18 protein-coding genes and 1 riboswitch are annotated in these 22,625 nt (G+C 36.7%); of the genes, 7 read left to right on the top strand and 11 right to left on the bottom strand.

Going from position 1 to position 22,625, the window contains the following annotated elements:
- Positions 1 to 77: 77 nt before the first annotated feature.
- The 3 genes from ACXVYO_RS10365 to ACXVYO_RS10375 all read left to right on the top strand — a co-directional run bounded on the left by ACXVYO_RS10365 (position 78) and on the right by ACXVYO_RS10375 (position 3,339).
- Positions 78 to 1,187 (top strand): mandelate racemase/muconate lactonizing enzyme family protein, encoded by a 1,110-nt coding sequence (locus ACXVYO_RS10365; RefSeq protein WP_458466920.1) that lies wholly within the window; start codon positions 78 to 80, stop codon positions 1,185 to 1,187.
- Positions 1,188 to 1,201: 14 nt separating this feature from the next.
- A complete protein-coding gene (locus ACXVYO_RS10370) occupies positions 1,202 to 1,897 on the top strand; it encodes a GNAT family N-acetyltransferase (RefSeq protein WP_458466921.1) in 696 nt (231 codons plus the stop codon).
- Positions 1,898 to 2,388: 491 nt separating this feature from the next.
- Positions 2,389 to 3,339, top strand: coding sequence for a choline-binding protein A (locus tag ACXVYO_RS10375; protein ID WP_458466953.1), 951 nt, complete (start codon positions 2,389 to 2,391; stop codon positions 3,337 to 3,339).
- 164 nt (positions 3,340 to 3,503) lie between these two features.
- Here the strand turns inward: ACXVYO_RS10375 and ACXVYO_RS10380 are convergent, their stop codons facing one another.
- From ACXVYO_RS10380 to rlmD, 5 genes are all read right to left on the bottom strand, one after another.
- Positions 3,504 to 4,211 carry a M48 family metallopeptidase gene (locus tag ACXVYO_RS10380; RefSeq protein WP_458466922.1) on the bottom strand — a complete coding sequence of 236 codons (708 nt, stop codon included), beginning with the start codon at positions 4,209 to 4,211 and terminating at the stop codon, positions 3,504 to 3,506.
- A 95-nt stretch (positions 4,212 to 4,306) separates the two neighbouring features.
- Positions 4,307 to 4,825: a DUF1456 family protein gene (locus ACXVYO_RS10385; protein ID WP_458466923.1), complete on the bottom strand. Its 519-nt coding sequence runs from the start codon at positions 4,823 to 4,825 to the stop codon at positions 4,307 to 4,309.
- 398 nt (positions 4,826 to 5,223) lie between these two features.
- Positions 5,224 to 7,242, bottom strand: a complete 2,019-nt coding sequence (locus tag ACXVYO_RS10390) for a GAF domain-containing sensor histidine kinase (protein WP_458466924.1) — start codon at positions 7,240 to 7,242, stop codon at positions 5,224 to 5,226.
- Between the two features lie 188 nt (positions 7,243 to 7,430).
- On the bottom strand, positions 7,431 to 8,420 hold the full coding sequence (locus ACXVYO_RS10395) for a tRNA dihydrouridine synthase (protein WP_087957366.1): 990 nt from the start codon (positions 8,418 to 8,420) through the stop codon (positions 7,431 to 7,433).
- A gap of 96 nt (positions 8,421 to 8,516) precedes the next feature.
- Positions 8,517 to 9,893 carry a 23S rRNA (uracil(1939)-C(5))-methyltransferase RlmD gene (gene rlmD, locus ACXVYO_RS10400; protein ID WP_458466925.1) on the bottom strand — a complete coding sequence of 459 codons (1,377 nt, stop codon included), beginning with the start codon at positions 9,891 to 9,893 and terminating at the stop codon, positions 8,517 to 8,519.
- A gap of 121 nt (positions 9,894 to 10,014) precedes the next feature.
- Positions 10,015 to 10,116: riboswitch (purine riboswitch) on the top strand.
- A 202-nt stretch (positions 10,117 to 10,318) separates the two neighbouring features.
- Here rlmD and ACXVYO_RS10405 point away from each other — a divergent pair.
- From ACXVYO_RS10405 to ACXVYO_RS10420, 4 genes are all read left to right on the top strand, one after another.
- Positions 10,319 to 11,515: a NupC/NupG family nucleoside CNT transporter gene (locus ACXVYO_RS10405; RefSeq protein WP_001200509.1), complete on the top strand. Its 1,197-nt coding sequence runs from the start codon at positions 10,319 to 10,321 to the stop codon at positions 11,513 to 11,515.
- Positions 11,516 to 11,794: 279 nt separating this feature from the next.
- Entirely contained in the window at positions 11,795 to 12,889 is a 1,095-nt protein-coding gene (locus ACXVYO_RS10410; protein ID WP_458466926.1) for a polysaccharide deacetylase family protein, read from the top strand.
- A 238-nt stretch (positions 12,890 to 13,127) separates the two neighbouring features.
- Positions 13,128 to 14,210 carry a polysaccharide deacetylase family protein gene (locus tag ACXVYO_RS10415; protein ID WP_458466927.1) on the top strand — a complete coding sequence of 361 codons (1,083 nt, stop codon included), beginning with the start codon at positions 13,128 to 13,130 and terminating at the stop codon, positions 14,208 to 14,210.
- Between the two features lie 116 nt (positions 14,211 to 14,326).
- Positions 14,327 to 15,556: an aminopeptidase gene (locus ACXVYO_RS10420; protein ID WP_458466928.1), complete on the top strand. Its 1,230-nt coding sequence runs from the start codon at positions 14,327 to 14,329 to the stop codon at positions 15,554 to 15,556.
- A gap of 40 nt (positions 15,557 to 15,596) precedes the next feature.
- Here the strand turns inward: ACXVYO_RS10420 and ACXVYO_RS10425 are convergent, their stop codons facing one another.
- From ACXVYO_RS10425 to ACXVYO_RS10450, 6 genes are all read right to left on the bottom strand, one after another.
- Positions 15,597 to 15,920: a DMT family transporter gene (locus tag ACXVYO_RS10425; RefSeq protein WP_000263262.1), complete on the bottom strand. Its 324-nt coding sequence runs from the start codon at positions 15,918 to 15,920 to the stop codon at positions 15,597 to 15,599.
- Between the two features lie 47 nt (positions 15,921 to 15,967).
- Positions 15,968 to 17,419, bottom strand: coding sequence for an NADP-dependent succinate-semialdehyde dehydrogenase (gene gabD / locus ACXVYO_RS10430; protein ID WP_458466929.1), 1,452 nt, complete (start codon positions 17,417 to 17,419; stop codon positions 15,968 to 15,970).
- Positions 17,412 to 18,779 carry a sigma-54 interaction domain-containing protein gene (locus tag ACXVYO_RS10435; protein WP_063262713.1) on the bottom strand — a complete coding sequence of 456 codons (1,368 nt, stop codon included), beginning with the start codon at positions 18,777 to 18,779 and terminating at the stop codon, positions 17,412 to 17,414. Before ACXVYO_RS10435 ends, gabD begins: the two co-directional genes overlap by 8 nt.
- A gap of 115 nt (positions 18,780 to 18,894) precedes the next feature.
- Complete coding sequence (gabT, locus tag ACXVYO_RS10440) at positions 18,895 to 20,259, bottom strand: 4-aminobutyrate--2-oxoglutarate transaminase (RefSeq protein WP_458466930.1); 1,365 nt, start codon at positions 20,257 to 20,259, stop codon at positions 18,895 to 18,897.
- 154 nt (positions 20,260 to 20,413) lie between these two features.
- Positions 20,414 to 21,160 carry an HAD family hydrolase gene (locus ACXVYO_RS10445; RefSeq protein WP_073518077.1) on the bottom strand — a complete coding sequence of 249 codons (747 nt, stop codon included), beginning with the start codon at positions 21,158 to 21,160 and terminating at the stop codon, positions 20,414 to 20,416.
- Between the two features lie 137 nt (positions 21,161 to 21,297).
- A complete protein-coding gene (locus tag ACXVYO_RS10450; RefSeq protein ID WP_000977668.1) occupies positions 21,298 to 22,203 on the bottom strand; it encodes a diacylglycerol kinase in 906 nt (301 codons plus the stop codon).
- Positions 22,204 to 22,625: the final 422 nt, after the last annotated feature.

The raw sequence follows: 22,625 nt of genomic DNA on the forward strand, positions 1-22,625 counted from the left end.
TCATTAATTAACGACTATTTAACGTCAACTATATCAAATGTACAAAACTATTGTAAACAGGAAGGGGTCTCTACCTAATGAAAATTACAGCTATTCATCTTTATGCAATTCGTTTACCGCTTCGCGATCCATTTGTTATTAGTTATGGTTCTTATTCTGATATGCCTTCTATTATCGTCAAAATGGAAACAGATGATGGCATTATCGGTTACGGTGAGGGCGTTGCTGATGATCACGTTACAGGCGAATCATGGGAAAGTACTTTCCATACTTTAAAACATACACTTGCTCCTGCGCTCATCGGGCACAATCCAATGAATATCGAGAAAATACACGATATGATGGACAATACAATTTACAGTGTGCCTACTGCGAAGGCCGCGATTGATATTGCTTGTTTTGATATAATGGGCAAAAAACTAAATCAACCTGTATATCAATTAATTGGCGGACGCTACCATGAAGACTTCCCTGTCACTCACGTCTTAAGTATCGCGGAACCTGAAGACATGGCTGATGAAGCTGCCTCCATGATTCAACAAGGTTACCAATCTTTCAAAATGAAAGTCGGTACAAATGTAATAGAAGATGTAAAAAGAATTGAAGCGGTACGTGAACGTGTAGGAAATGATATTGCGATTCGTATTGATGTAAACCAAGGGTGGAAAAATAGCGCAAACACATTAACGGCACTTCGTTCATTAGGTCATGTAAACATCGACTGGATTGAACAGCCTGTTGTCGCAGATGATATTGACGCAATGGCTCACATTCGTTCTAAAACAGACCTTCCACTTATGATTGATGAAGGATTAAAAGGTTCTCGTGAAATGCGCCAAATCATTAAATTAGACGCGGCTGATAAAGTAAATATAAAACTAATGAAGTGCGGCGGCATATATCCCGCTGTAAAACTCGCTCACCAGGCAGAAATGGCCGGCATTGAATGCCAAGTTGGATCCATGGTCGAATCATCTGTTGCCTCTTCCGCAGGATTCCATGTTGCTTTCTCGAAAAAAATTATTACGAGCGTTGAACTTACAGGTCCATTAAAGTTCACGAAAGACATCGGAAACTTACATTACGACGTACCATTTATTCGCTTAAACGAAAAGCCAGGACTCGGCATTGAAATAAATGAAGATACATTACAAGAACTAACCGTCTTTCAAGACGTTGTACGCTAAAGGAGGACTAACACATGACAGTTCTATACAAAGGATCGTTAAAACAAAATAACGAGTCATTTCACGTTACATTACTATCACTAGAGAACATCGAGCAAATCTTATCACTACAAAACGTCGTAGTTGAAGCGCTAGAGGATAAAAGTCGCTTACAACCACTCTCGTTAGAAGAATTTCAATACATTCTAGAAGGAAACGGCATGATGATCGGTGCTTTTATCGAAAACGAACTCATCGCATTTCGTGCCCTACTCGTCCCTCCTATCGACGACGAACATTTAGGACTTGATATTGGCATAGCAGAAAGCGAACTACATCGCGTCATCTATCAAGAAATTTCAAATGTTCACCCGAACAGCCGAGGAAATGGGATGCAAAAAATATTAGCGACAGTCATCATGAACGAATTACAAAAAGAAGATAGCAAATACGACTATGTTTGCTGTACCGTTGCTCCTTTTAACATTCCAAGTTTAAAAGACAAGTTTTCGCAAGGAATGGAGATTGCTGCATTGAAAGAGAAATATGGCGGGAGTATGCGGTATGTGTTTGTAAAGGAATTGCGTGGAGACAAGGAGAGAGATTGGACGGAGATTAAGAATGTTCCGATGAGCGATGCTGATGGACAGCAGGCGTTGCTTTCGGAGGGGTATCGTGGGTATGAGATGGAGAAAGTAGACGGAGATTTTGTTGTGAAATTTGGACGATAATTGCTAAGTAAGAAAAAGGAGATGTCTGCTGTGACATCTCCTTTCACTTTCTCTTCATTGAACATATCGATTGCAACTCCAAATATATTAGCGATTTTTGAGATATATCGCCTTACCGACAAACATTAATAATAATCGCAACCTATATAAAGTGTATTGTGTAACTTTACCTATAAGTTTGCCGTGTGTTCTATTCATGTAGCTTTGGAATAAGGTTTGGTCAAATTGATACTAATAACTTTAATAAACGAGCGAGTGGAACGGACGCTTCCCTTAGTTAATAGGTCACTTTGCTCTCTCGATATGCTTTCTTTACCCGTTCACTTTGAGCGAGTTGTCCTTGTATACGTTGAAGAGCTTTCAAATGAAAATAACCTAAATCTCGGATACATAAATCATTTATTAATAAAAGTGTTCTTTGGAAGCTTTATCCAAACATATATAGAAATATGAAAAAATGAATTTTAATCTGACCAAAGGAGATGAAGAAATTGTTTAAAAAAGTCGGTATAGGAGTATTTTCTACAGCAATTGTATTAAGTGCCAGTATAAGTTTTTCAGGTATTGTATCAGCAGATAGTTCATCTGCAAATGAACAAGTTAGGAATGGAGATTTTGAGGATGGGCTAAATGACTGGATTTTATATAGTCCTAATTCTTCTATCGAGAATATTGGTAATTCTCAAACAGACAATCATTATCTGAAATTAATACATGGAGACTCAGTCTATCAGTTTGTTACTGTAAAACCGAATACAGAATATACATTAACATTTGATATAGCGGGAAGTATAGGTTCTCCATCAGAAGTAACAGTAGGTAATCTGAATACCAATCAAGAAATAGTTCCATTAACAAAGAAGCAGTATAATACAGGATTTAATCCGGAACATCATGAGATAAAGTTTAAAACAGGGGAAGATGTGTCAAACTTTGCTGTCAAACTTGCTTCTACAGCAAAGGGGATGGTTAAGTTTGATAATGTACAATTAAAAGAAAAGGAAAAAACTTATATTTTTAATATTGATTTTGACTACAATTCCAGTTTAGAACCTTTTAAACTTGAGGGCGATATAAATTACAATATTGAAGAGCATGCAGGAGTAAATAATTCTAAAGGAATTCATTTAAGTGGATATGGCGGTGTATTTAGGGGGCGCGTAACTTTGAAGCCTAATACTACATACATACTGTCCGCATCTGGAAAAGTAACTACTCCTGGTAGAGGTATATACGTAGAAGCAGCGGGGCCTGATGTAATAAAACCAGTCAGCATTGGATTTACTTCCTCACAGTATGAACAAAAGTCGTTCGAATTTACTACTCGAAATTATAGTTCTCCAAGTCCATACATCAACATTTTTACTGATTCCGTATTACCAGGCGATTATAATGAATATCTTCATGCCTATCTTGATGATATCGTACTAGTTGAAAAGTAGCCATAATAAAAATATTCTTCAAATCCTGGAAGCATAAGTTGGCCAAAACGGCCATCTTATGCTTTTTGTTATAAATCCCTGTGATTTGAACCATAAGTTCGCCACAGACAAAAAGAACCATAACCTTGCCCAGACGGCAAAGTTATAGTTCAAATCACACATTGCTAAACCGTCATCTTCCAACTAGATAACGCTAACCAATTCTCCATTTCCTTATAATCAGGCATTATTTTGCCGACAAGACGCCAAAAAGATCGATCATGATTTAAATGAACCATATGGCACATTTCATGAACAACTACGTAATCAATTACTCGCTGTGGTGCCATCGCTAGTTTCCAATTGAATGTTAGTTGCAGATTTGAATCACAAGTTCCCCACGTACGACTACTATCTGTAATACGAATAGAACGCGGTTTTGTTTTGAAGTTACTTTGATGCACTTTAATACTCTTCTCTACCAATGACTTACACTGCTTATAATAAAATCGTTTTAAAGCCTGCTGGATTTTCTCATCCTTAATCTCTTTCACATAAATGTGTAGCTTATCTCCTTCAAGCACTGCACTGTCTTGCGTAATATTTGCATCTTGAAAAATCTGTATCGGATACGTATTGCCTAAATATAGAAAGCCCTCTCCTTGATCGTAATCCTTTTCCTGCGGTCCAAGCGCTCGCTCTTGCATTTCCTTACGTGTTTTCTGAATCCAATCCCATTTCTCCTCTAGCAACTGGACTAAGTATTCAACAGGTGTTCCCTTTGGAGCCTGCACTTCCACATTTCCGTACGAATCTACAAAAAGACGCACCGACTTTTTTTTCTTATAAGTTATATAAAAATTAATCGTCTCACCTAAATATGTATGTACCATTTCATCACCTAACGTATTATTTTACAAATAAAAAAAGAATAGGACACGAACGTCCTACTCTACCTATTATATCATTTGCTGCTTTAACAAAATCATTACCCTCTATACTTTACACCTAATCCCTTAATGAAATTCCTTGCGTATCTATCGCCGCACTCTTTGTAATTTTTATGACCTTTTTTTCTTAATAGGGCTCCTAGTTCTCCCTTTGTTACCGTAACGCCTACGCTATCTAATATATCAAGTACATCCTCACTCGTTAAAGATAGTGCAATTTTCATTTTCTTTAGAAGAAGGTTATTCGCACTCTCTTTGCTTTGTACAGGTGCTGGTTGTCCTGGTTTCGGATCTTGCTTCCCTCTTTTTAAAGTGATAAATCCATTGAAAAATGCCTCTAACATCATCATATCGCATGTTAATACGTACTCATCTTCGACCACATCATCATTTTCAGCTTCATGCTGAGGCGCTCTCTTTATTTTTATAAGCATATCAACTACGTCTTCTTTCGTTACTTCCATACCACCAAGTTTAAAGATTTCTACCATATCTATATCTCTTATATCTAAAGCGTACCTTACTCTTTTTAATATATCATTGTTGCTCATTGCCATTGTTTTGCCTCCTGAAATGTTGATTATAGTAATGCTTTTAGCATGTATAAATGAATGTCGTTAAGTTACTACTTTAACATTTTAGGGGGAGGTTTTGTAGTCTTAGGTGGATTAATGCTTGTGGGGATGATTTTAAAACCGCAACATATGCTGTTTAGGTATTTCCATTTCATATTTTCTTCCAATTAAATCATACTGATACTAGGGTTAATATGGGAAAAGATCAATATTGAATTATTTAATTGATTATAAAGATGCTGAACGAAACCTCTGTTGGGAATTCACTATTAATTAACACAATTGAAAATGGACAAACCTGATATAAATTTGTCCATTTTTTTATGCAACTCAAATATAAATATTTGTGATACAGTTCAACAAAACTAATCTAAATAAGGTTATTTTTTATTATTTTCATAATTAAATTTAACAAAAAAGGTAGTGCCTTCGGATCCCGTTTGAATTTCTATTTTTGCATTATGACGGGCAGCAATGGCATAACATATACCTAATCCCAATCCTGTTCCATTAACTTTGGTCGTGTAAAATGGAGTACCCAGTTTCTCTAATACTTCAGGCCTGATACCATTTCCTTGATCCCGCACTGCAAGCACCACACAATCTCGATCTTCTTTGTATGTGCTAATGGTTAGAACTTTCTCTGTGTCCATCGCTTCTAAGCCATTACGGTATAAGTTTATTAATAATTGCCGTATCTCATTACGATTTAAAAGTAATTCCGGAATGTCACTTGTATCGACTTGAATATATTTATTTTGATTATGCGTATCAATCTTTATTAACGGAGTAATATCGCGAATAATTGAATTTAAATCTAACATCTGTAAATCCGATTTCCTTGTATTACCCATTGAGAGAAATTCAGTAATAATAGAATTGGCACGGTCAAGTTCTTCAATCATTAAATTAAAGTGCTTATTATGTTTCTCATAGGTGGGCTCTTCTTTTAATAACTGCAAAAATCCTCGTACTGTTGTCATTGGATTTCTAATCTCATGACTGATACCAGCTGCCATTTGCCCTATTAAATCTATGTTGGATAACCTTTTCAATTCCTGCTCATATTGCTTTTTTTCCGTTATGTTTTTAAAAATACAACAAATACCATCATCATACGGATATGCAATAACTTCGTGCCAATATTCATCAGGGGCAGAAAAAAATTCAAAATACACTGTAGTTCGCTCTGACATTACACGATGAAGTTCCTTATACATGACTTCGTCAATGCTACTCGGGAAAATCTCCCATATATTCTTGCCTAATACATCTTTTGCTGTTTTTCTTTGTGGAAAATATTGATGCTTATTTACGTACGTAAATTCCCACGTATTATTTAAAGTAAAGAATCCATCCGTAATACTTTCAATCACACTTGTAACTTTTTCATTAGCAATAGCTAGTTCTCGCGTTCGCTCTTCCACCATGCTTTCAAGTCGACCCATATATAACAAGTTTGAAAACGTAGGCGCTGTGGCATCAACGATAGATTTTGCAAGTTGTATTTGGGAATTATCATAATTGTGACTTTTTCCCCCTTTGCCACCGACGATTACCCCTAATACTTCTCCCATTGAAACCAATGGAATCATCAATAGGCCCTTACTATCTATATTTTTTGTTTGAATAACCTCTTGGATCTTGGCTTCATAGCTTTTCTCCATCCAATCCGCTTCTGTCCAATCACATTCCTTGCTTAACTTCGTTGTTTTAATCGTTGTTTTGTCTAGGGGATCTAAAAGGTGAGCTACCATGTTTTTACTCTCTAAAATCTTTCCTAAGTAAAAGAAACATTTATCAAAACTCTCCTGTATCGAGGAACACATTGATAAATCACGGGTAACATTTAGTAACAGCTGCTTCTCAGCAATAAGGTTTTCCTTCTGCTTTAAATTTTTTGCATTTTGAATTGCGACCGCAGCCATATTTACGTAAGCTTCAACACTTTGAATTTCTGAATTTGTTAAGTTCATTGGAACTCCATAATCAAATAAAAAAACCAAACCAAATAACTCTTGCTCAAATGAGATAGGCAGAGCTAATAAGGACTTAATTTTGAACGCAGCAACTGGTCTCGAATCCGGTCGATCATCCTTTGATGTATCAGAGATATAAATCGTTTTTTTTGTTTCAATAACTTCTTTTGCCAGTAAGTCTATTTCAGGGTCAATCACCTGAGTATCAAGCGTTACGCCATTTATTGTCTCTGGTTTTCCTGCAAACCCTCTAAACGTTCCATCTTCCTGGGGTAAATAAATTCCAACAGAGTTACACTTAACAATCTCCTCTGATATCGCAATTGTTACACGCTGCAATACTTCACGTAGTTCTAATTTTGTATTTATTATTTTTGTTATATTCGCGAGCCTAGAATATCTCGCCTGATCACTTAACATTCACACGGCCTCCAATTATAGGCATAATAAAATAAACATGATACTTTCATTGAAAATCAAGACCAACCTACCATTTTCGCTTTTCTCCTGTATTCTTTTCTTACTCGTGTTTTACATAGAATAGAATACCGCCCTTGCTTATGATACGGTTCACCTTAATTAAAGTGAAACAGTGTAACTTTCAAAAGTTACACTGTTTCACTACCTTCTACTACATTCACACTCGCCTCAAACTTATCAAGCAATGCACGTACTTCATTCGTTGATTTCGTACTCATCAATTGATTTCTTAATTCAGCAGCTCCTGGGAAGCCTTTTACATAAATTTTGAAGAAGCGATGTAATCCTGTGATAGAGCGTGGTAATACTTCTGCATATTGATCTTGAAGATCCAGCTGCAGTCTTAAAAGATCAAGATGTTCTTTACTACTATGCTCTCTTGGCTCTTTTTCGAAAGCAAATGGATTTTTAAAGATACCTCGTCCAATCATAACACCATCAATGCCGTATTTTTCAGCAAGTTCCAGTCCGATTTTACGGTCAGGAATGTCTCCGTTGATTGTTATTAGCGTATTTGGTGCGATACGGTCACGTAATTTTTTAATTTCCGGAATTAGTTCCCAATGCGCATCCACTTGGCTCATTTCTTCTCTTGTACGTAAGTGAATAGAAAGGTTTGCGATATCTTGTTTAAAAATATGCGTTAACCAATCTTCCCATTCGCTTAACTCTTTAAAGCCCAGTCGTGTTTTTACGCTAACAGGTAGCCCGCCCGCTTTTGCTGCTTGAATAAGTTCTGCCGCAACGTCTGGACGTAGAATAAGGCCACTACCTTTTCCTCTTGATGCTACGTTCGGTACAGGACAACCCATATTAATATCGATGCCCTTAAATCCTAACTCTGCCATACCAATACTCATTTGACGGAAATATTCAGGATTATCTCCCCAAATATGCGCCACGATCGGTTGTTCATCTTCTGTAAAAATTAAACGGCCACGTACACTTTTCATACCTTCTGGATGACAATAGCTATCCGAATTTGTGAACTCTGTGAAGAATACGTCTGGGCGACCAGCTTCACTTACTACGTGACGGAACACAACGTCTGTCACATCTTCCATTGGTGCAAGTACAAAAAATGGTCGTGGTAAATCACGCCAAAAATTATCTATCATTTCAAATTCAAATCCTCTCAATATGAATGCAATTTCAAACTCTCAATACATCAAAAAGCAGATGGTATAGATTTTCCTATATCAACTGCTTTCCTATTATACCAACTTAAGCCAAGCTACACACTCTACATGAGTCGTATGCGGGAACATATCAACAGGTTGTACTTCCTGCGTTTTATATCCGCCTTCTTCTAGTACTTTTAAGTCACGTGCTAATGTTGCTGGATTGCATGATACGTATACGACGCGTTTTGGTTTCATGTCGATGATTGTGTTTAGTAGTGCCTCATCACAACCTTTACGCGGTGGATCTACGACCATTGTGTCAGCGATTACGCCTTCTTTGTACCATTTTGGAATGACTACTTCTGCTTCTCCTACGCCAAATTCAGCATTTGTCATGTTATTTAGTGCCGCGTTTCGGTTTGCGTCTTCGATTGCTTCCGGAACGATTTCAACGCCGTACACTTTTTTCGCTTTTTGCGCTAGGAATAAGGAGATTGATCCAATTCCGCAATAGGCATCAATTACTGTTTCGTTGCCATCTAATTTTGCATATTCTAACGTTTTATCGTATAGCACTTTCGTTTGTTCTGGATTTACTTGATAGAATGAACGTGCTGAAATTGCAAATTTAATGTCACCGATAAAGTCATAAATGTATTCTGATCCGTACAGTACTGTCGTTGTGTCTCCGAAGATTACGTTTGTACGTTTCGTGTTTACGTTTTGAACAATCGATTTTACTTCTGGGAATTTTGCAGCAATTTCTTCAATGATTGCTTTTTTGTTTGGTAATTCTGCTGTACGAGTAATGAAGACAAGCATAATTTCCCCTGTTACTTGTCCGTAACGAGCCATTACGTGGCGAAGTGTTCCTTTATTACGCTCTTCGTTGTATGCCGAAATACCGTGTTTTTCACAAATACGTTTTACTTCCTGGATTAATGTATCGTTTTCTTCTGCCTGAATTAAACATGATTCCATATTAATGATGTCATGTGTTCCTTGGCGATAGAAACCAGCGACAAGTCCACCTTCACGTTCTCCAATTGGTACTTGTGCTTTGTTACGGTATACCCATGGGTTCTTCATGCCAAGTACAGGGTGCACAGGAACATCGCTTAATCCGCCAATACGTTGCATAACGTCACGTACTTGTTTTTCTTTCGCTTGTAATTGTCCTTCATATGTTAAGTGCTGAAGCTGACAACCGCCGCACTGATTGTACACTGGGCATTCTGCATCTTTACGATATGGGCTTTCTGTATGAAGTTTCATTAAACGACCGAATGCGAAGTTTTTCTTCACTTTAATAATTTTAATTTGTGCTTCTTCACCTGGTAATCCGTTTTTAACGAAAATAGGATAGCCTTTTACTTTCGCAACACCGGCACCATCATGTGTTAAATCTTCAAATACTACGTCTATAAACTCATTTTTCTCAATTGGTGGCGTCATTTTTGTACTCATTTTCCGACCTCTCTTTTTCATAACACTGCGTTACATTTTATCATACTTATATGGTCTATTTCTATCGGAAGAAAAAAAGCTATTGACGATAGTTCTCTGTTAATGTTACGCTACTACTAATTTAATACGGACGATGTTACCTCATATATATTCGATAATATGGATCGAGAGTTTCTACCCGGCAACCTTAAATTGCTGGACTATGGGGAAAACTAATGAATATTAGCCTATGTGCAAAAAAAGACTTATATTGATTAGCTTTCTCTCATAGATGAAAGTGAATCCATATGGGTCTTTTTTTATTTTTATTTTTCTAAAAGGTCAGACATCTTACGTATGACATAAAACCTCTTTGTTTTATTTTTAGTAATATAACGAGCGTTTTATGTACAAACTTTATACGAACTTCTGAAAGGGGCAACTACATGCAATATGTAATGAGCATTATCGGTATTCTTGTCGTTTTAGGTTTATGCTTTGCTTTGTCAAACAATAGAAGTAAAATCAACTTCCGTGCAATTGCTATTATGATTGGTTTTCAAATTTTAATCGGTTGGTTTATGTTTGGCACAAAGATTGGTCAACAAATCATTATTTTCATTGGTAAAGTTTTCAACAAACTAATTAAACTTGGTACGACAGGTGTCGATTTTCTCTTTAATGGAATTCAAAGAGATTTTGTCTTTTTCTTAAACGTACTATTAATTATCGTATTTTTCTCAGCACTACTTTCTATCTTTAGTTATTTAGGTGTTTTACCATTCATCGTTCGCGTTGTCGGCGGTGCCATTTCAAAAATTACTGGTTTACCACGCGTCGAGTCATTCCACGCAGTAAACTCTGTATTCTTCGGTTCAAGTGAAGCGTTAATCGTTATTAAAAATGATTTACAACATTTCAATAAAAACCGTATGTTTATCATTTGTTGTTCTGCGATGAGTTCCGTTTCTGCTTCTGTTACAGCATCATACGTAATGATGTTAGATGCGAAATATGTACTAGCAGCTCTTCCGCTAAACTTATTCTCAAGCTTGATCGTTTGTTCGCTATTAACACCAGTTGATACGAAGAAAGAAGATGAAGTGATTCAAAAATTTGATAGAACTTTATTCGGAGACAGCTTTATCGGCGCAATGATTAACGGGGCGCTTGATGGTTTAAAAGTAGCTGGTATCGTTGCCGCATTAATGATTGCCTTCATCGGTGTGATGGAAGTTGTAAACTACGTAATTAGTGCCGCTTCAGGTGCAATGGGATATGCTGTTACTTTACAACAAATCTTCGGTTATATACTTTCTCCATTTGCATTCTTAATGGGTATTCCAACTCAAGATATTATCCCAGCTGGTGGTATTATGGGTACGAAAATTGTATTAAACGAGTTTGTAGCAATCCTTGATTTAAAAGATGTTGCATCAACATTATCTCCACGTACAGTCGGAATCGTTACAGTATTCTTAATTAGCTTCGCAAGTATTAGCCAAATTGGTGCGATTGTTGGTACAATCCGTGCCCTTTCTGAAAAACAAGGAAGCATTGTTTCTAAATTTGGTTGGAAAATGTTATTTGCATCAACACTTGCTTCTATTTTATCTGCAACAATCGCTGGATTGTTTATTTAATAAAAAACTCCACCTTACTTCTCCTTTTCCAAAAGGAAATTTAGGTGGAGTTTTCTTATTTTCTTCTATATGTATTTTTATGTAAACCCCACCAAAAAAATATAAGTTATTTTCCGAATTATCCCAAAAATGTATTCCCCTATATATTCTATAGTGATATGATGTACAAGGGTATAATTCAAATTTTTAAAATCGAAAATTTGAGTTAGTTTCACTTATACGAATGATGATTGCATGACATAATTGATGATAATTAAAACACAATAGAAGGATGATAGAATGAAAAAATATACATATATCGCTTTACTTTCTTCTGCTATTCTCGTAGGTTGTAGCACTAGTGATAAACAAATAAAAGAAGCGACGGCGAAACAAGCAGTTGAACAAAAAAAAGCGAAAGCAGTTGAACTTCCTTTAACACAAGGGATTATTACATGGGATCCGTATGAATATAACGCACAAAACACCACGCTTTATACAAAGGATTTAAGAGATTCATTCACACAAGTACGTTACAATATTTGGCGTACTGCTGATGGTCCTGAAAGCAAACAGACTTTTACTTCACAAGAAAAAGAACGTGACTTTGCCCTCCCACTACATTTAAAATCATTTCATTTAAAACGTGGCGAATTCCAAATTGAAACAGTAGGAATCAAAGAAGATAATACTGAAACAAATCTAGTAACATCTAAAATTACATTCCAGCAAAGTGTACCCGTATTAATGTACCATGCAATTGAAAAATACCCTGGACCAAGTGATGGGGATTATGGCTTATATGTACCACCTGAGCAATTCGAAAAGCATATGCAATATTTGAAAGATAACGGTTATACGATGCTTACTTTTGAACGTTGGAATGATATAAATCGTGTAAATAAACCTGTTTTTGTAACGATGGATGATGGTCGAAAAAATAATATGAACGCTCTTCATATTTTACAAAAATTAAAAGATGATAGATTTCAACCTACAGCTACTGAATTTCTTACTGCAAATGAGATAGACAAACCAAATCGTCTATCAACAGATGAGATAAAACAAATGATGGATTCAGGCATTTTTTCTATTCAATCGCATACTGCTAATCATACGATGATGGCCTATTCAAGTAATTATGATGAGGAATTACGTAGTTCGAAAGAAAAAATCGAAGCCCTTACTGGTAAAAAGGTCATCGCTCTCGCCTATCCAGTAGGTTCTTATAATGACCTAGCTGTTGAAGAAACAAAAAAACATTATGAGTTCGCAGTAACTACTGATCACGGTAATCACATTACAAAAGGGATGCCAAACGAACAGTACTTAATTAAACGCCATTTTGTAGGGCCTAATACATCAATGGAAAAATTCATATCTCTTATAAAGTGAAACTTTAATCAGCCCTCACCTAATTTCTTTGTTTTCGCTGAATCTTGAGGCGGAGTCTTACTGCCCACAAATAGTGGGATAAAGCAAACCTTACTAAAAGATGGTAGAAATAACTCTATTAAAAACCTATCTCATTACTAAAATGATATGATGAACAAGGGTATATCCCCACCTCTCTAACAGCGGTGGGGATTTTAAATATAAGCATGCAACATAATACACAATAGAAGGTGATTTTATGAGAAAGTACGCAGCAATCGCTTTATGTACGTCTGCCATTTTAGCTGGCTGTAACAGTAGCAATGTAAGTCCTGAACCTAAAAAAGAGAAAAAGGTTCAAGAGACTAAGAAACAAGAAGTGGCCGTACAAGAACAAGGTAAAATTTCTTATCATCCAATTACACATGAATCTACAAATACTACTATTCATATGACAGATATAAAGGATACTTTAACTGAGGTACAATATAAAATTTGGCGCACAGCTGACGGAAAGGAACACACTAAATCTTTTTCTTCTAAAGAAAAAGAGAAACAGTTTACACTTCCTTTTGACATAAAAGAATTTGAAGGAAAACGCGGTGAATTCCAAATTGAAGCAATAGGAATGAAAGAAGATGGGAAAACCATTCCACTCACAAAATCTGCAATTACTTTCGAGCAAAAGGTTCCCGTTCTTATGTACCATGCAATCGATGATTATCACGGACAAGGCATTAAAGATTTATTCGTATCCCCCGCTAACTTTGAAGCCCAAATGAAATATTTACAAGACAACGGCTATACATTACTAACTTTTGAACGCTGGGGCGATATAAATAAAGTGAATAAACCTATCTTTGTTACATTTGATGACGGTATGAAAAATAATATGAATGCATTTCATATTTTGAAAAAGCTAAAAAACGATACGTTTAAACCAACAGCAACGGAATATATGATTGTTAATAATGTTGATGCTGAAGGATCTCTTTCTACATCTGACATAAAAGAAATGGTTGATTCCGGCATTTTCTCCATGCAATCTCATACTGCAACACATGCAGACTTACCGAAGATCACAAACTATGAAGAAGAATTAAAAGGATCGAAAGAAAAGCTAGAAAAAATAACAGGTAAGCCCGTTATCGCAGTTGCTTATCCATTCGGTCATGTAGATGATAAAGTCGTTGCAGAAACGAAGAAATATTATCAATTTGCGACGACAACAAAACCCGGAAAGTTCATCACAAAAGGTGAATCCGATGAGTTGTTAAAAATGAAGCGTGTTCGCATACACAATTCGACGACTGTAGAACAATTTGCTTCTTCGATTAAATAACGATGAGAGCTCAATATATTTTGAGCTCTCTTTTTACGCTATATTTATATATATTTTTTGAATTTTCTTGTATTATATATAGTAAGAAATCTTTCAAATTAAAGGAGATTATACATATGTCATTTGAACAAACGTTAGAGAAATATGCTGCCCTTGCAGTCAATGTTGGTGTTAATATTCAACCAGGACAAACATTATCAATTAGTGCACCTCTTGAGGCTGTACAATTTGTACGCCTCGTTACAGAAAAAGCATATAAATCTGGTGCAAAACACGTATATGTGGATTGGAATGATGAGACGTTAACACGCTTAAAGTTCGATCTAGCTCCTGAAGAAGCATTCGCTGAGTTCCCATCTTGGAAAGCACACGCTCGTGAAGAGTTAGCAAAAGAAGGCGCTGCATTTATGTCTATTTATGCAGAAAACCCTGATTTATTAAAAGGTGTAGAAGCAACGCGTATCGCAACAGCTCATAAAGTAGCTGGTGAAGCAATGAAAGTATACCGTGATTACGTACAAGCTGATAAAGTAAGCTGGTGTGTCATTTCTGTCCCTACGAAAGAATGGGCTGCGAAAGTATTCCCTGACGTTGCACCAGAAGAACGAGAAGCAAAACTATGGGATGCTATTTTCAAAGCTACTCGTGCTGATTTAGAAAATCCTGTGGAAGCATGGAAAGAACACGATGAAACGTTACATACAAAAGTTGATTACTTAAATGAAAAACATTATAAAGCTCTTCACTATACAGGTCCTGGAACAGATTTAACGATCGAACTTCCAGAAAAGCATGTATGGGCTGGTGCTGGTAGCTTAAATGAAAAGAACGTACCATTTATGGCGAACATTCCAACTGAAGAAGTATTTACAATGCCGCTTAAAACAGGTGTAAACGGTCAAGTATCTAGCACAAAACCGTTAGCATTTGCAGGTAACATTATTGATAACTTCACGTTAACATTTGAAAACGGACGTATCATAGACTATAAAGCTGAAACTGGTGAAGAAGCTTTAAAACATTTAGTAGAAACAGATGAAGGTTCTCACTTCTTAGGAGAAGTGGCTTTAGTACCTCATGACTCACCAATTTCAAACACAAATATTTTATTCTACAATACGCTATTCGATGAAAACGCATCTTGCCACCTTGCAATCGGAAGTGCTTATGCTTTCAACTTAGTTGGCGGGAAAACAATGTCTAAAGAAGAACTTGCTGAAAACGGAGCAAACACTAGTATTACACATAACGACTTCATGATCGGATCAGCCGAGCTTGATATCGATGGTATTACAGATGATGGAAGACATGAACCAATCTTCCGTAAAGGTAACTGGGCATTTTAATACAAATAAAAGGCTATCTTCCACACCGGAAGATAGCCTTTTATGATGCTGATGAAACCTTAAGCCCAATTACTCCTAAAACGATAAAGAGAATACAAAACGCTTGGAATAAGCTAATATGCTCTTTAAAGAAATACACGCTAATGATTGTAATAAGTAATGTTCCTACGCCAGACCAAATGGCATAAGCAATACTTAAATGGATTTTTTTTACAACGATAGCAAATACGCTGAAACAAATTCCATAAAATACGAAAATCAGTACACTTGGAACGAGCTTTGTTAAACCGTTTGATAATTTCATCGCAATTGTTCCAGCTACTTCAAAAATAATTGTTACGAGTAATAATAGCCAATATACCATACTAGAATCTCCTTCTCTGTTACCTTATAGAGATTCTAGTATACTACTTATAGTCCTAATGAAATATATTTAATTTCTAAATATTCTTCGATACCGAAATGGCCTCCTTCGCGGCCAATACCACTCTCTTTAAAGCCACCGAATGGTGCTTGTGCAACTGATGGAAGACCATCATTTAATCCGATAATGCCGTACTCTAATGCTTCACTAATTTGGAACGCTTGACTAATATCTTTTGTAAAAATATAAGCAGCCAAGCCATATGGGGTATTATTTGCACGTTCGACTACTTCTTCAACCGTTTTAAATTTCGCAACTGGTGCAACTGGACCGAATGTTTCTTCATTCATACAAAGCATCGTATCGTTCGCCAATCCAATTACAGTTGGTTGCATAAAGTGTCCATCTAGCTCCTCAACCTTTTGGCCACCAAATAAAACTGTTCCCCCATTTTGGATAGCATCTTCAATATGTTCCTGTACTTTCGAAACTGCATTCTCGTCAATAAGTGGTCCTACAGTCGTTCCGTCACCGAAACCGTCTCCTACTTTCAACTGACCTACTGCCTTTTCGAACTTCTCTACAAATACTTCATACACTTCTTCCTGAACAAATACTCGGTTTGTACATATACACGTTTGTCCTGCATTACGAAATTTCGAGCCGATTACCGCCTCTACCGCTTTATCTAAGTCCGCATCATTCATAACAATAAACGGCGCGTGACCACCTAACTCAAGTGAAACCTTTTTCATCGTTTGTGCAGCACTGGCCATTAATTCCTTCCCAATTTCCGTTGATCCTGTAAAGGAAACTTTTCGAACACGTCCATCTTCCATCCACGTATCAGCAATTGCTTTCGCACTGCCTGTTACAATATTTATTACGCCTTTTGGAATATCCGCTTCATGAGCTAATTCGGCTAATTTCAACGCAGTTAACGGCGTTTGACTTGCAGGTTTTACAACTGCTGTACATCCTGCTGCAAGCGCCGGAGCTACCTTTCTCGTAATCATAGCAGCCGGGAAATTCCAAGGTGTAATAGCTGCCATAACTCCAACCGGTTGCTTCATAACTAAAATACGTTTATTCGGATGAGAAGCAGGAATCATTTCACCGTATACGCGTTTTCCTTCTTCTGCATACCATTCAACAAAGCTATTTGCATAATTCACTTCACCAAGTGCTTCTGCAAATGGCTTTCCTTGTTCTCTCGTCATAATCGCTGCAATCTCTTCTTTATTTTCATCAATAAGTGTGAACCATTTTTTCAACTTCACTGCACGGTCTGCTGCCGTTAACTTAGACCATGATTTAAAAGCTTCATGGGCCGCATCAACAGCTTGCTTTGCCTCTGTTACTCCGCCCTTTGGTACCGTCGCAAATATTTCCTTCGTTGCTGGATTATTTACTTCGATTTGCTCTTGCAATGTAATCCACTCACCATTTATATACATCGCCTTTTTCTCTACATTTACAAACGTCGCTTTTTTATCCAATGTTTTCTTCCTCCTCTATAAGTTTCTTTATTTTCCTAGTGGCAGCAGATTGACTTATTTTTAAAAACTCCGCTACTTTATAACTCGATCCATATGTTTTATATGCTTTCAAAATAATATTCCGTTCTACTTCTTCTAACATTTTATAGAGACTTTGACCGGACTGTTCAACCGTTGATTCTTGCATCGCTATTGGCAAATCTTCTATCGTAACGATATCGTCAGCAGTTATCACAATTCGCTCAATCACATTTTCAATTTCTCTATTATTTCCTTCCCACGGGTAACCAACAAACATTTGCAATGTGCTAGGTGCTAATTTTACATTCCGGCCATATTTCTCGTTAAAGTGCTGTAAATAATGATAAATGAGTGGCAAAATGTCTTCGGTTCTTTCCCGGAGTGGTGGAATTAAAATGGGAATGACATTCAGACGATAATATAAATCTTTCCGGAATGTTCCTTGTTTCACCATCATACTTAAATCTCGATTTGTTGCCGCTACAATTCTAACGTCCACCTTTTTTAATTCCCTTCCGCCTATAGGGCGAAACGTTTTTTCTTGCAACACTTGCAAAAGCTTTGCTTGAATTTCAAGCGGCATTTCGCCAATTTCATCTAAGAAAAGAGTTCCTCTATGCGCTGACTCTAATAATCCCTTTTTCCCTTCACGATTCGCACCTGTAAAAGATCCACCTGAATATCCAAAAAGCTCTGATTCAATTAAATTCGTTGGCAATGCCGCACAGTTAATTTCATAGAAACTTTCATTCTTCCGGTTACTCACTTCATGTAAATGACGTACTAATCGACTCTTCCCTACTCCTGTCTCGCCTAAAACGAGAACTGTACTATCTACCACGGATACTTTCTTGATTGTCTCGACTATTTTTTGCATAGCGATACTTTTAAAAATAAGTCCTTCATGTTCATACGTTTCTCTTAATTCTTTTTTATATGTTTTTAACTGATTATCCATTTCCTCTACCTTTTGACGTAATTGGTAGAGTTCTGTAAGATCACGAGAATAACTAATTACTCTTCTTAAATTTCCCTCATCGTCAAAAACCGGCCTTGTACGAACGTGTAAATACTCTCCTGATTTTGTCGTTTGAACGAGTTCAATCGGTCTCTTTTTTTCAATTACTTCTAACGTTGCCGATGGATAAAAGATACCATCCTTCTGCAATTCTTTCACATGCTTTCCTACTAACTCTTTAGCAGCTAATTGATAGTGCCCTTCACATGTACTATTTACACGCACAACGATTCCCTTTTCGTCAGTTACAAAAATTTCGTCAAACGCATATTCAAATACATCTTGTAAATCCATTAACATTCGTTCCTTTTCTGCAACCATCCTAGCCACCCCTAACTTCCAATCCATCGATTCACTTCACTACCTTTATTATAAAGTGAATTTTCTGCATTTTATATAGAGTCAGCTAGAATGTTTGCGATTTATTATTTAGCTTTTAAACATGCGCAGTATTTGCTTTCTCATAACAGACTTGTAATGATTCTTCAATGATTGTTAATCCTTCTTCAAGTTGCTCATCTGTAATAACTAATGGCATTAACACACGAATAACATTACCGTATGTCCCTGCTGATAGTAGAAGTAATCCGCGTTTGTTTGCTTCTGCGCACAAGTTAGCTGTTAACGTTTTATCAGGTGCTTTCGTCTTACGATCTTGAACGAGCTCGAATGCACACATTGCCCCTAAACCACGCACATCACCAATGCAATTATATTTATTTTTCATCTCTTCGAATCGGTTCATTACGACTTTTCCTAATTCTATCGCTCTATCATTTAAATTCTCTTTTTCTATTACATCAAGTACTGCCAATGCTGCTGCACATCCTAGTGGGCTTCCTGCATACGTTCCACCAAGCTCTCCCGGCGCAGACTCATTCATAATTTCCTTGCGCCCAATAACACCACTAATCGGTACACCAGCGCCTAATGATTTAGATACCGTAATTAAATCTGGAACGACATCATAATGATCAATGGCAAAATATTTTCCTGTACGACTAAATCCTGTTTGAATTTCATCCGCTACAAATAAGATGCCGTGTTCTGAACAAATATTGCGTACTTCTTGCACAAACTTCTTACTTGGAAAGATAAATCCGCCTTCCCCTTGAACAGGTTCCATTACAACGGCTGCAATTGTTTCTGGTGCTACTTCTGATATGAAGAAATTCTTAAACTCTTCAATCATAAAGTCATCGTACTGCTCTTCCGTTAATCCTTCTGGGCGGCGATATTCGTATGGGAATGGTGCTTTATAGACTTCAGGCGCAAATGGGCCAAATCCAAATTTATATGGTTTTACCTTACTTGTCATCGTCATTGTCATTAATGTACGCCCATGGAATCCTTTAGAAAATGCGATAATACCAGGTCTTTTTGTATATTTACGAGCGATTTTCACAGCGTTCTCAACTGCTTCTGCACCACTATTTAAAAATAGTACTTGCTTATCAAAACTTCCCGGCGCTAATGCCGCAAGTTTTTCTGCTAATTCAATATATGGCTCATACATCATGACATTAAATCCAGTATGAATGTATTGATCTACTTGTTTATGGAGCGCCTCTTTAACAGCCGGATGACAATGCCCTACGTTAATTGTTCCGATTGCTCCCGCGAAATCAATGTACTGATTGCCATCAATATCTGTTACAAGAGCACCCTTTGCAGATTGTACAAACGTTGGGATGCCGTTACTTACTCCTTTTGGTACTATATTTTGGCGGCGTTCTAATAAAGATGCTGCTTTCGGTCCAGGAATTTGTTCATTTACTTTAGCAAATTTTTTTGTATTCATTACGTACCCCATCCTTTTCTTTACATTGTTTTCTCTTTACATTGCAAAATGTATGCCAACATGCTTTTCTAGCATTCATCCTACATGCCTTCTATTTCAGCATAAAAAATAAGTCTATAAAGACTCATTAAGAGTCCCTATAGACTTATTTTTCTTACACATTAGACTTTCCTTGTTCCCAAATAAACTCACCTGAATGAGAAATAAAATCTCCAACAGATTGTACTACTAAATCCGCGAGTGGTTCTAACGTTTGACGATCTCCTGTACCAGATAGTACTCCAATTGCATAGCAATCGCCGCCATTTTTTGCTAAATGTAAATCAGTTGGAGTATCTCCAACGACCGCTACTTCACACGCCTCTAAACGAAACCTTTCACAAAATGATTCTACAATTCTTTTATCTGGTTTTTGTGCCGGAAACGTGTCTGAAGCTACAACATAATCAAAATAAGACTCTAATTGATACTGTTTTAAAAATAATTCTGTCGGTGCGAAATCATCAGCTGTAACAACGCCTAAAATAAATCCTCTATCCTTTAAGCTTTGTAAAATTCTTGGTAAATCTGCCGTCATTCTCATATAGGAACGGTGCTCGTACATAAGGGAAAATAATTTTTCACTTACCCACTCATGCATCTCTTCTTCCTTAGATGACGTAATATACTTACAAAGCCCTTTTGCAACATCAAGGCTTGTTCCTGCCGCTATTGCGCTACGAGGGTTCACAAATACCCCATCTACACCGATCTCTTTTAATAAAGTAGGCTGCATTGACTTTGGAAGTTGATATAAATTTATACATTCTGCCACCAATTCTTCAGCTACTTTTATCCAAATTGAGTGAAAATCCATTAACGTCCCGTCTTTATCAAATAGTATTGCTTTTACCTTCTCCATAGCATCCTACCTCTCGTTTCTTATCTCCTCCAGTGTATCAATAAAGTATGGATATAACATAAACGAATTGTAAAAATACCATAAAAATCAAACTAACTTCCAATTTACAATTCCTCTATATAATAAAAAGGATGCCTTTACAGGGCATCCTCTTGATGTTCAGGAACAAATAGTTCAAGACAATGATATATATTTTCGAATTCCATCGGTGCATCTCCACCGTATTCACCATCTAAGTTAATCATTAGTTTATCTGGTGAATGCACTTTAATTCGATTTGCTTGTGTGTATAGTACTTTTGGATTGTTAATATGTTCACCACGCTGTGCTTGTGTTGCAGCTTTAATTAAGTCAGCTATAGAACCTTTTTTCAGTACTAATAAATCAAATAATCCATCGTTAATTGATGCATATGGTGCTACCTTTTCAAAGCCGCCCACTGAACGAGTATTCGTAATTAAAAACATCGTAATTTCTTCTTGTAGCAACTTTCCATCATACTCAATTTCAACATATGTTGGATGTAATGATGGTAACATTTCGATTCCTTTTAAATAGTAAGCAAGTTGGCCTAATACTGTCTTTAGCTTACTCGGTACTTCATATGTTAATTCTGTAATACGGCCGCCACCAGCGATATTAATGAAATATGTATCATTCGCTCTACCAAGATCTAACGGAACTGTTTTCCCTTCACAGATAATATCCGCAGCCTCTTCAATAGCGCGAGGTACACCGATTGCACGCGCAAAATCATTTGTCGTTCCAACTGGAATAATTCCAAACTTCGGACGATGTTCATGTCCTACTAAACCGTTCACCACTTCATTTAATGTACCATCACCACCAGCTGCGATAACCACATCAAATTTACGATCCGCAGCTTGCCTCGCTGCCACAGTCGCATCTCCAGGGCCAGTTGTCGCATGACAAGACGCTTCATATCCAGCTTGTTCTAATTTTTGTAATACTTCCGGTAAGCTCTTCTTAAATAGCTCGCGCCCAGAAGTAGGATTATAAATAATTCTTGCTCGCTTCATCATTTATTAGCACAGGAAATTTCTTTATGTATCGAAAAAGAACATACCGAACTTCTATTCAGTATTCCCATGCCTACCTCCTCTCATCTTCCTATCCTTCTTTTATCCCGCTCAAACAGGCAGTAAGAACCCGATTCGTGTAGTCCATCAAAAGTAAATATTCATTTCAATGGTTTTGTTTTATTTGACAAAAATTTATGTCCATCTATTTCCTCACAACAATTTACATATAACGAATAATAATTATCTATTATTTCATGAGATGAAAAAAAACCTCTATGTCTAGATTTATCATTATTCCCACCTTTTTGCAACTATCATACCATAGTTGCTATACAAACATTTTCCCACTTTTGACAGTTAATCAAACGTTTGTTTAAACGATCTTCTCTCATTTAAACAAACGTTTGATTAACCTAGAAAAA

Source organism: Bacillus sp. BC08 (assembly GCF_054326875.1).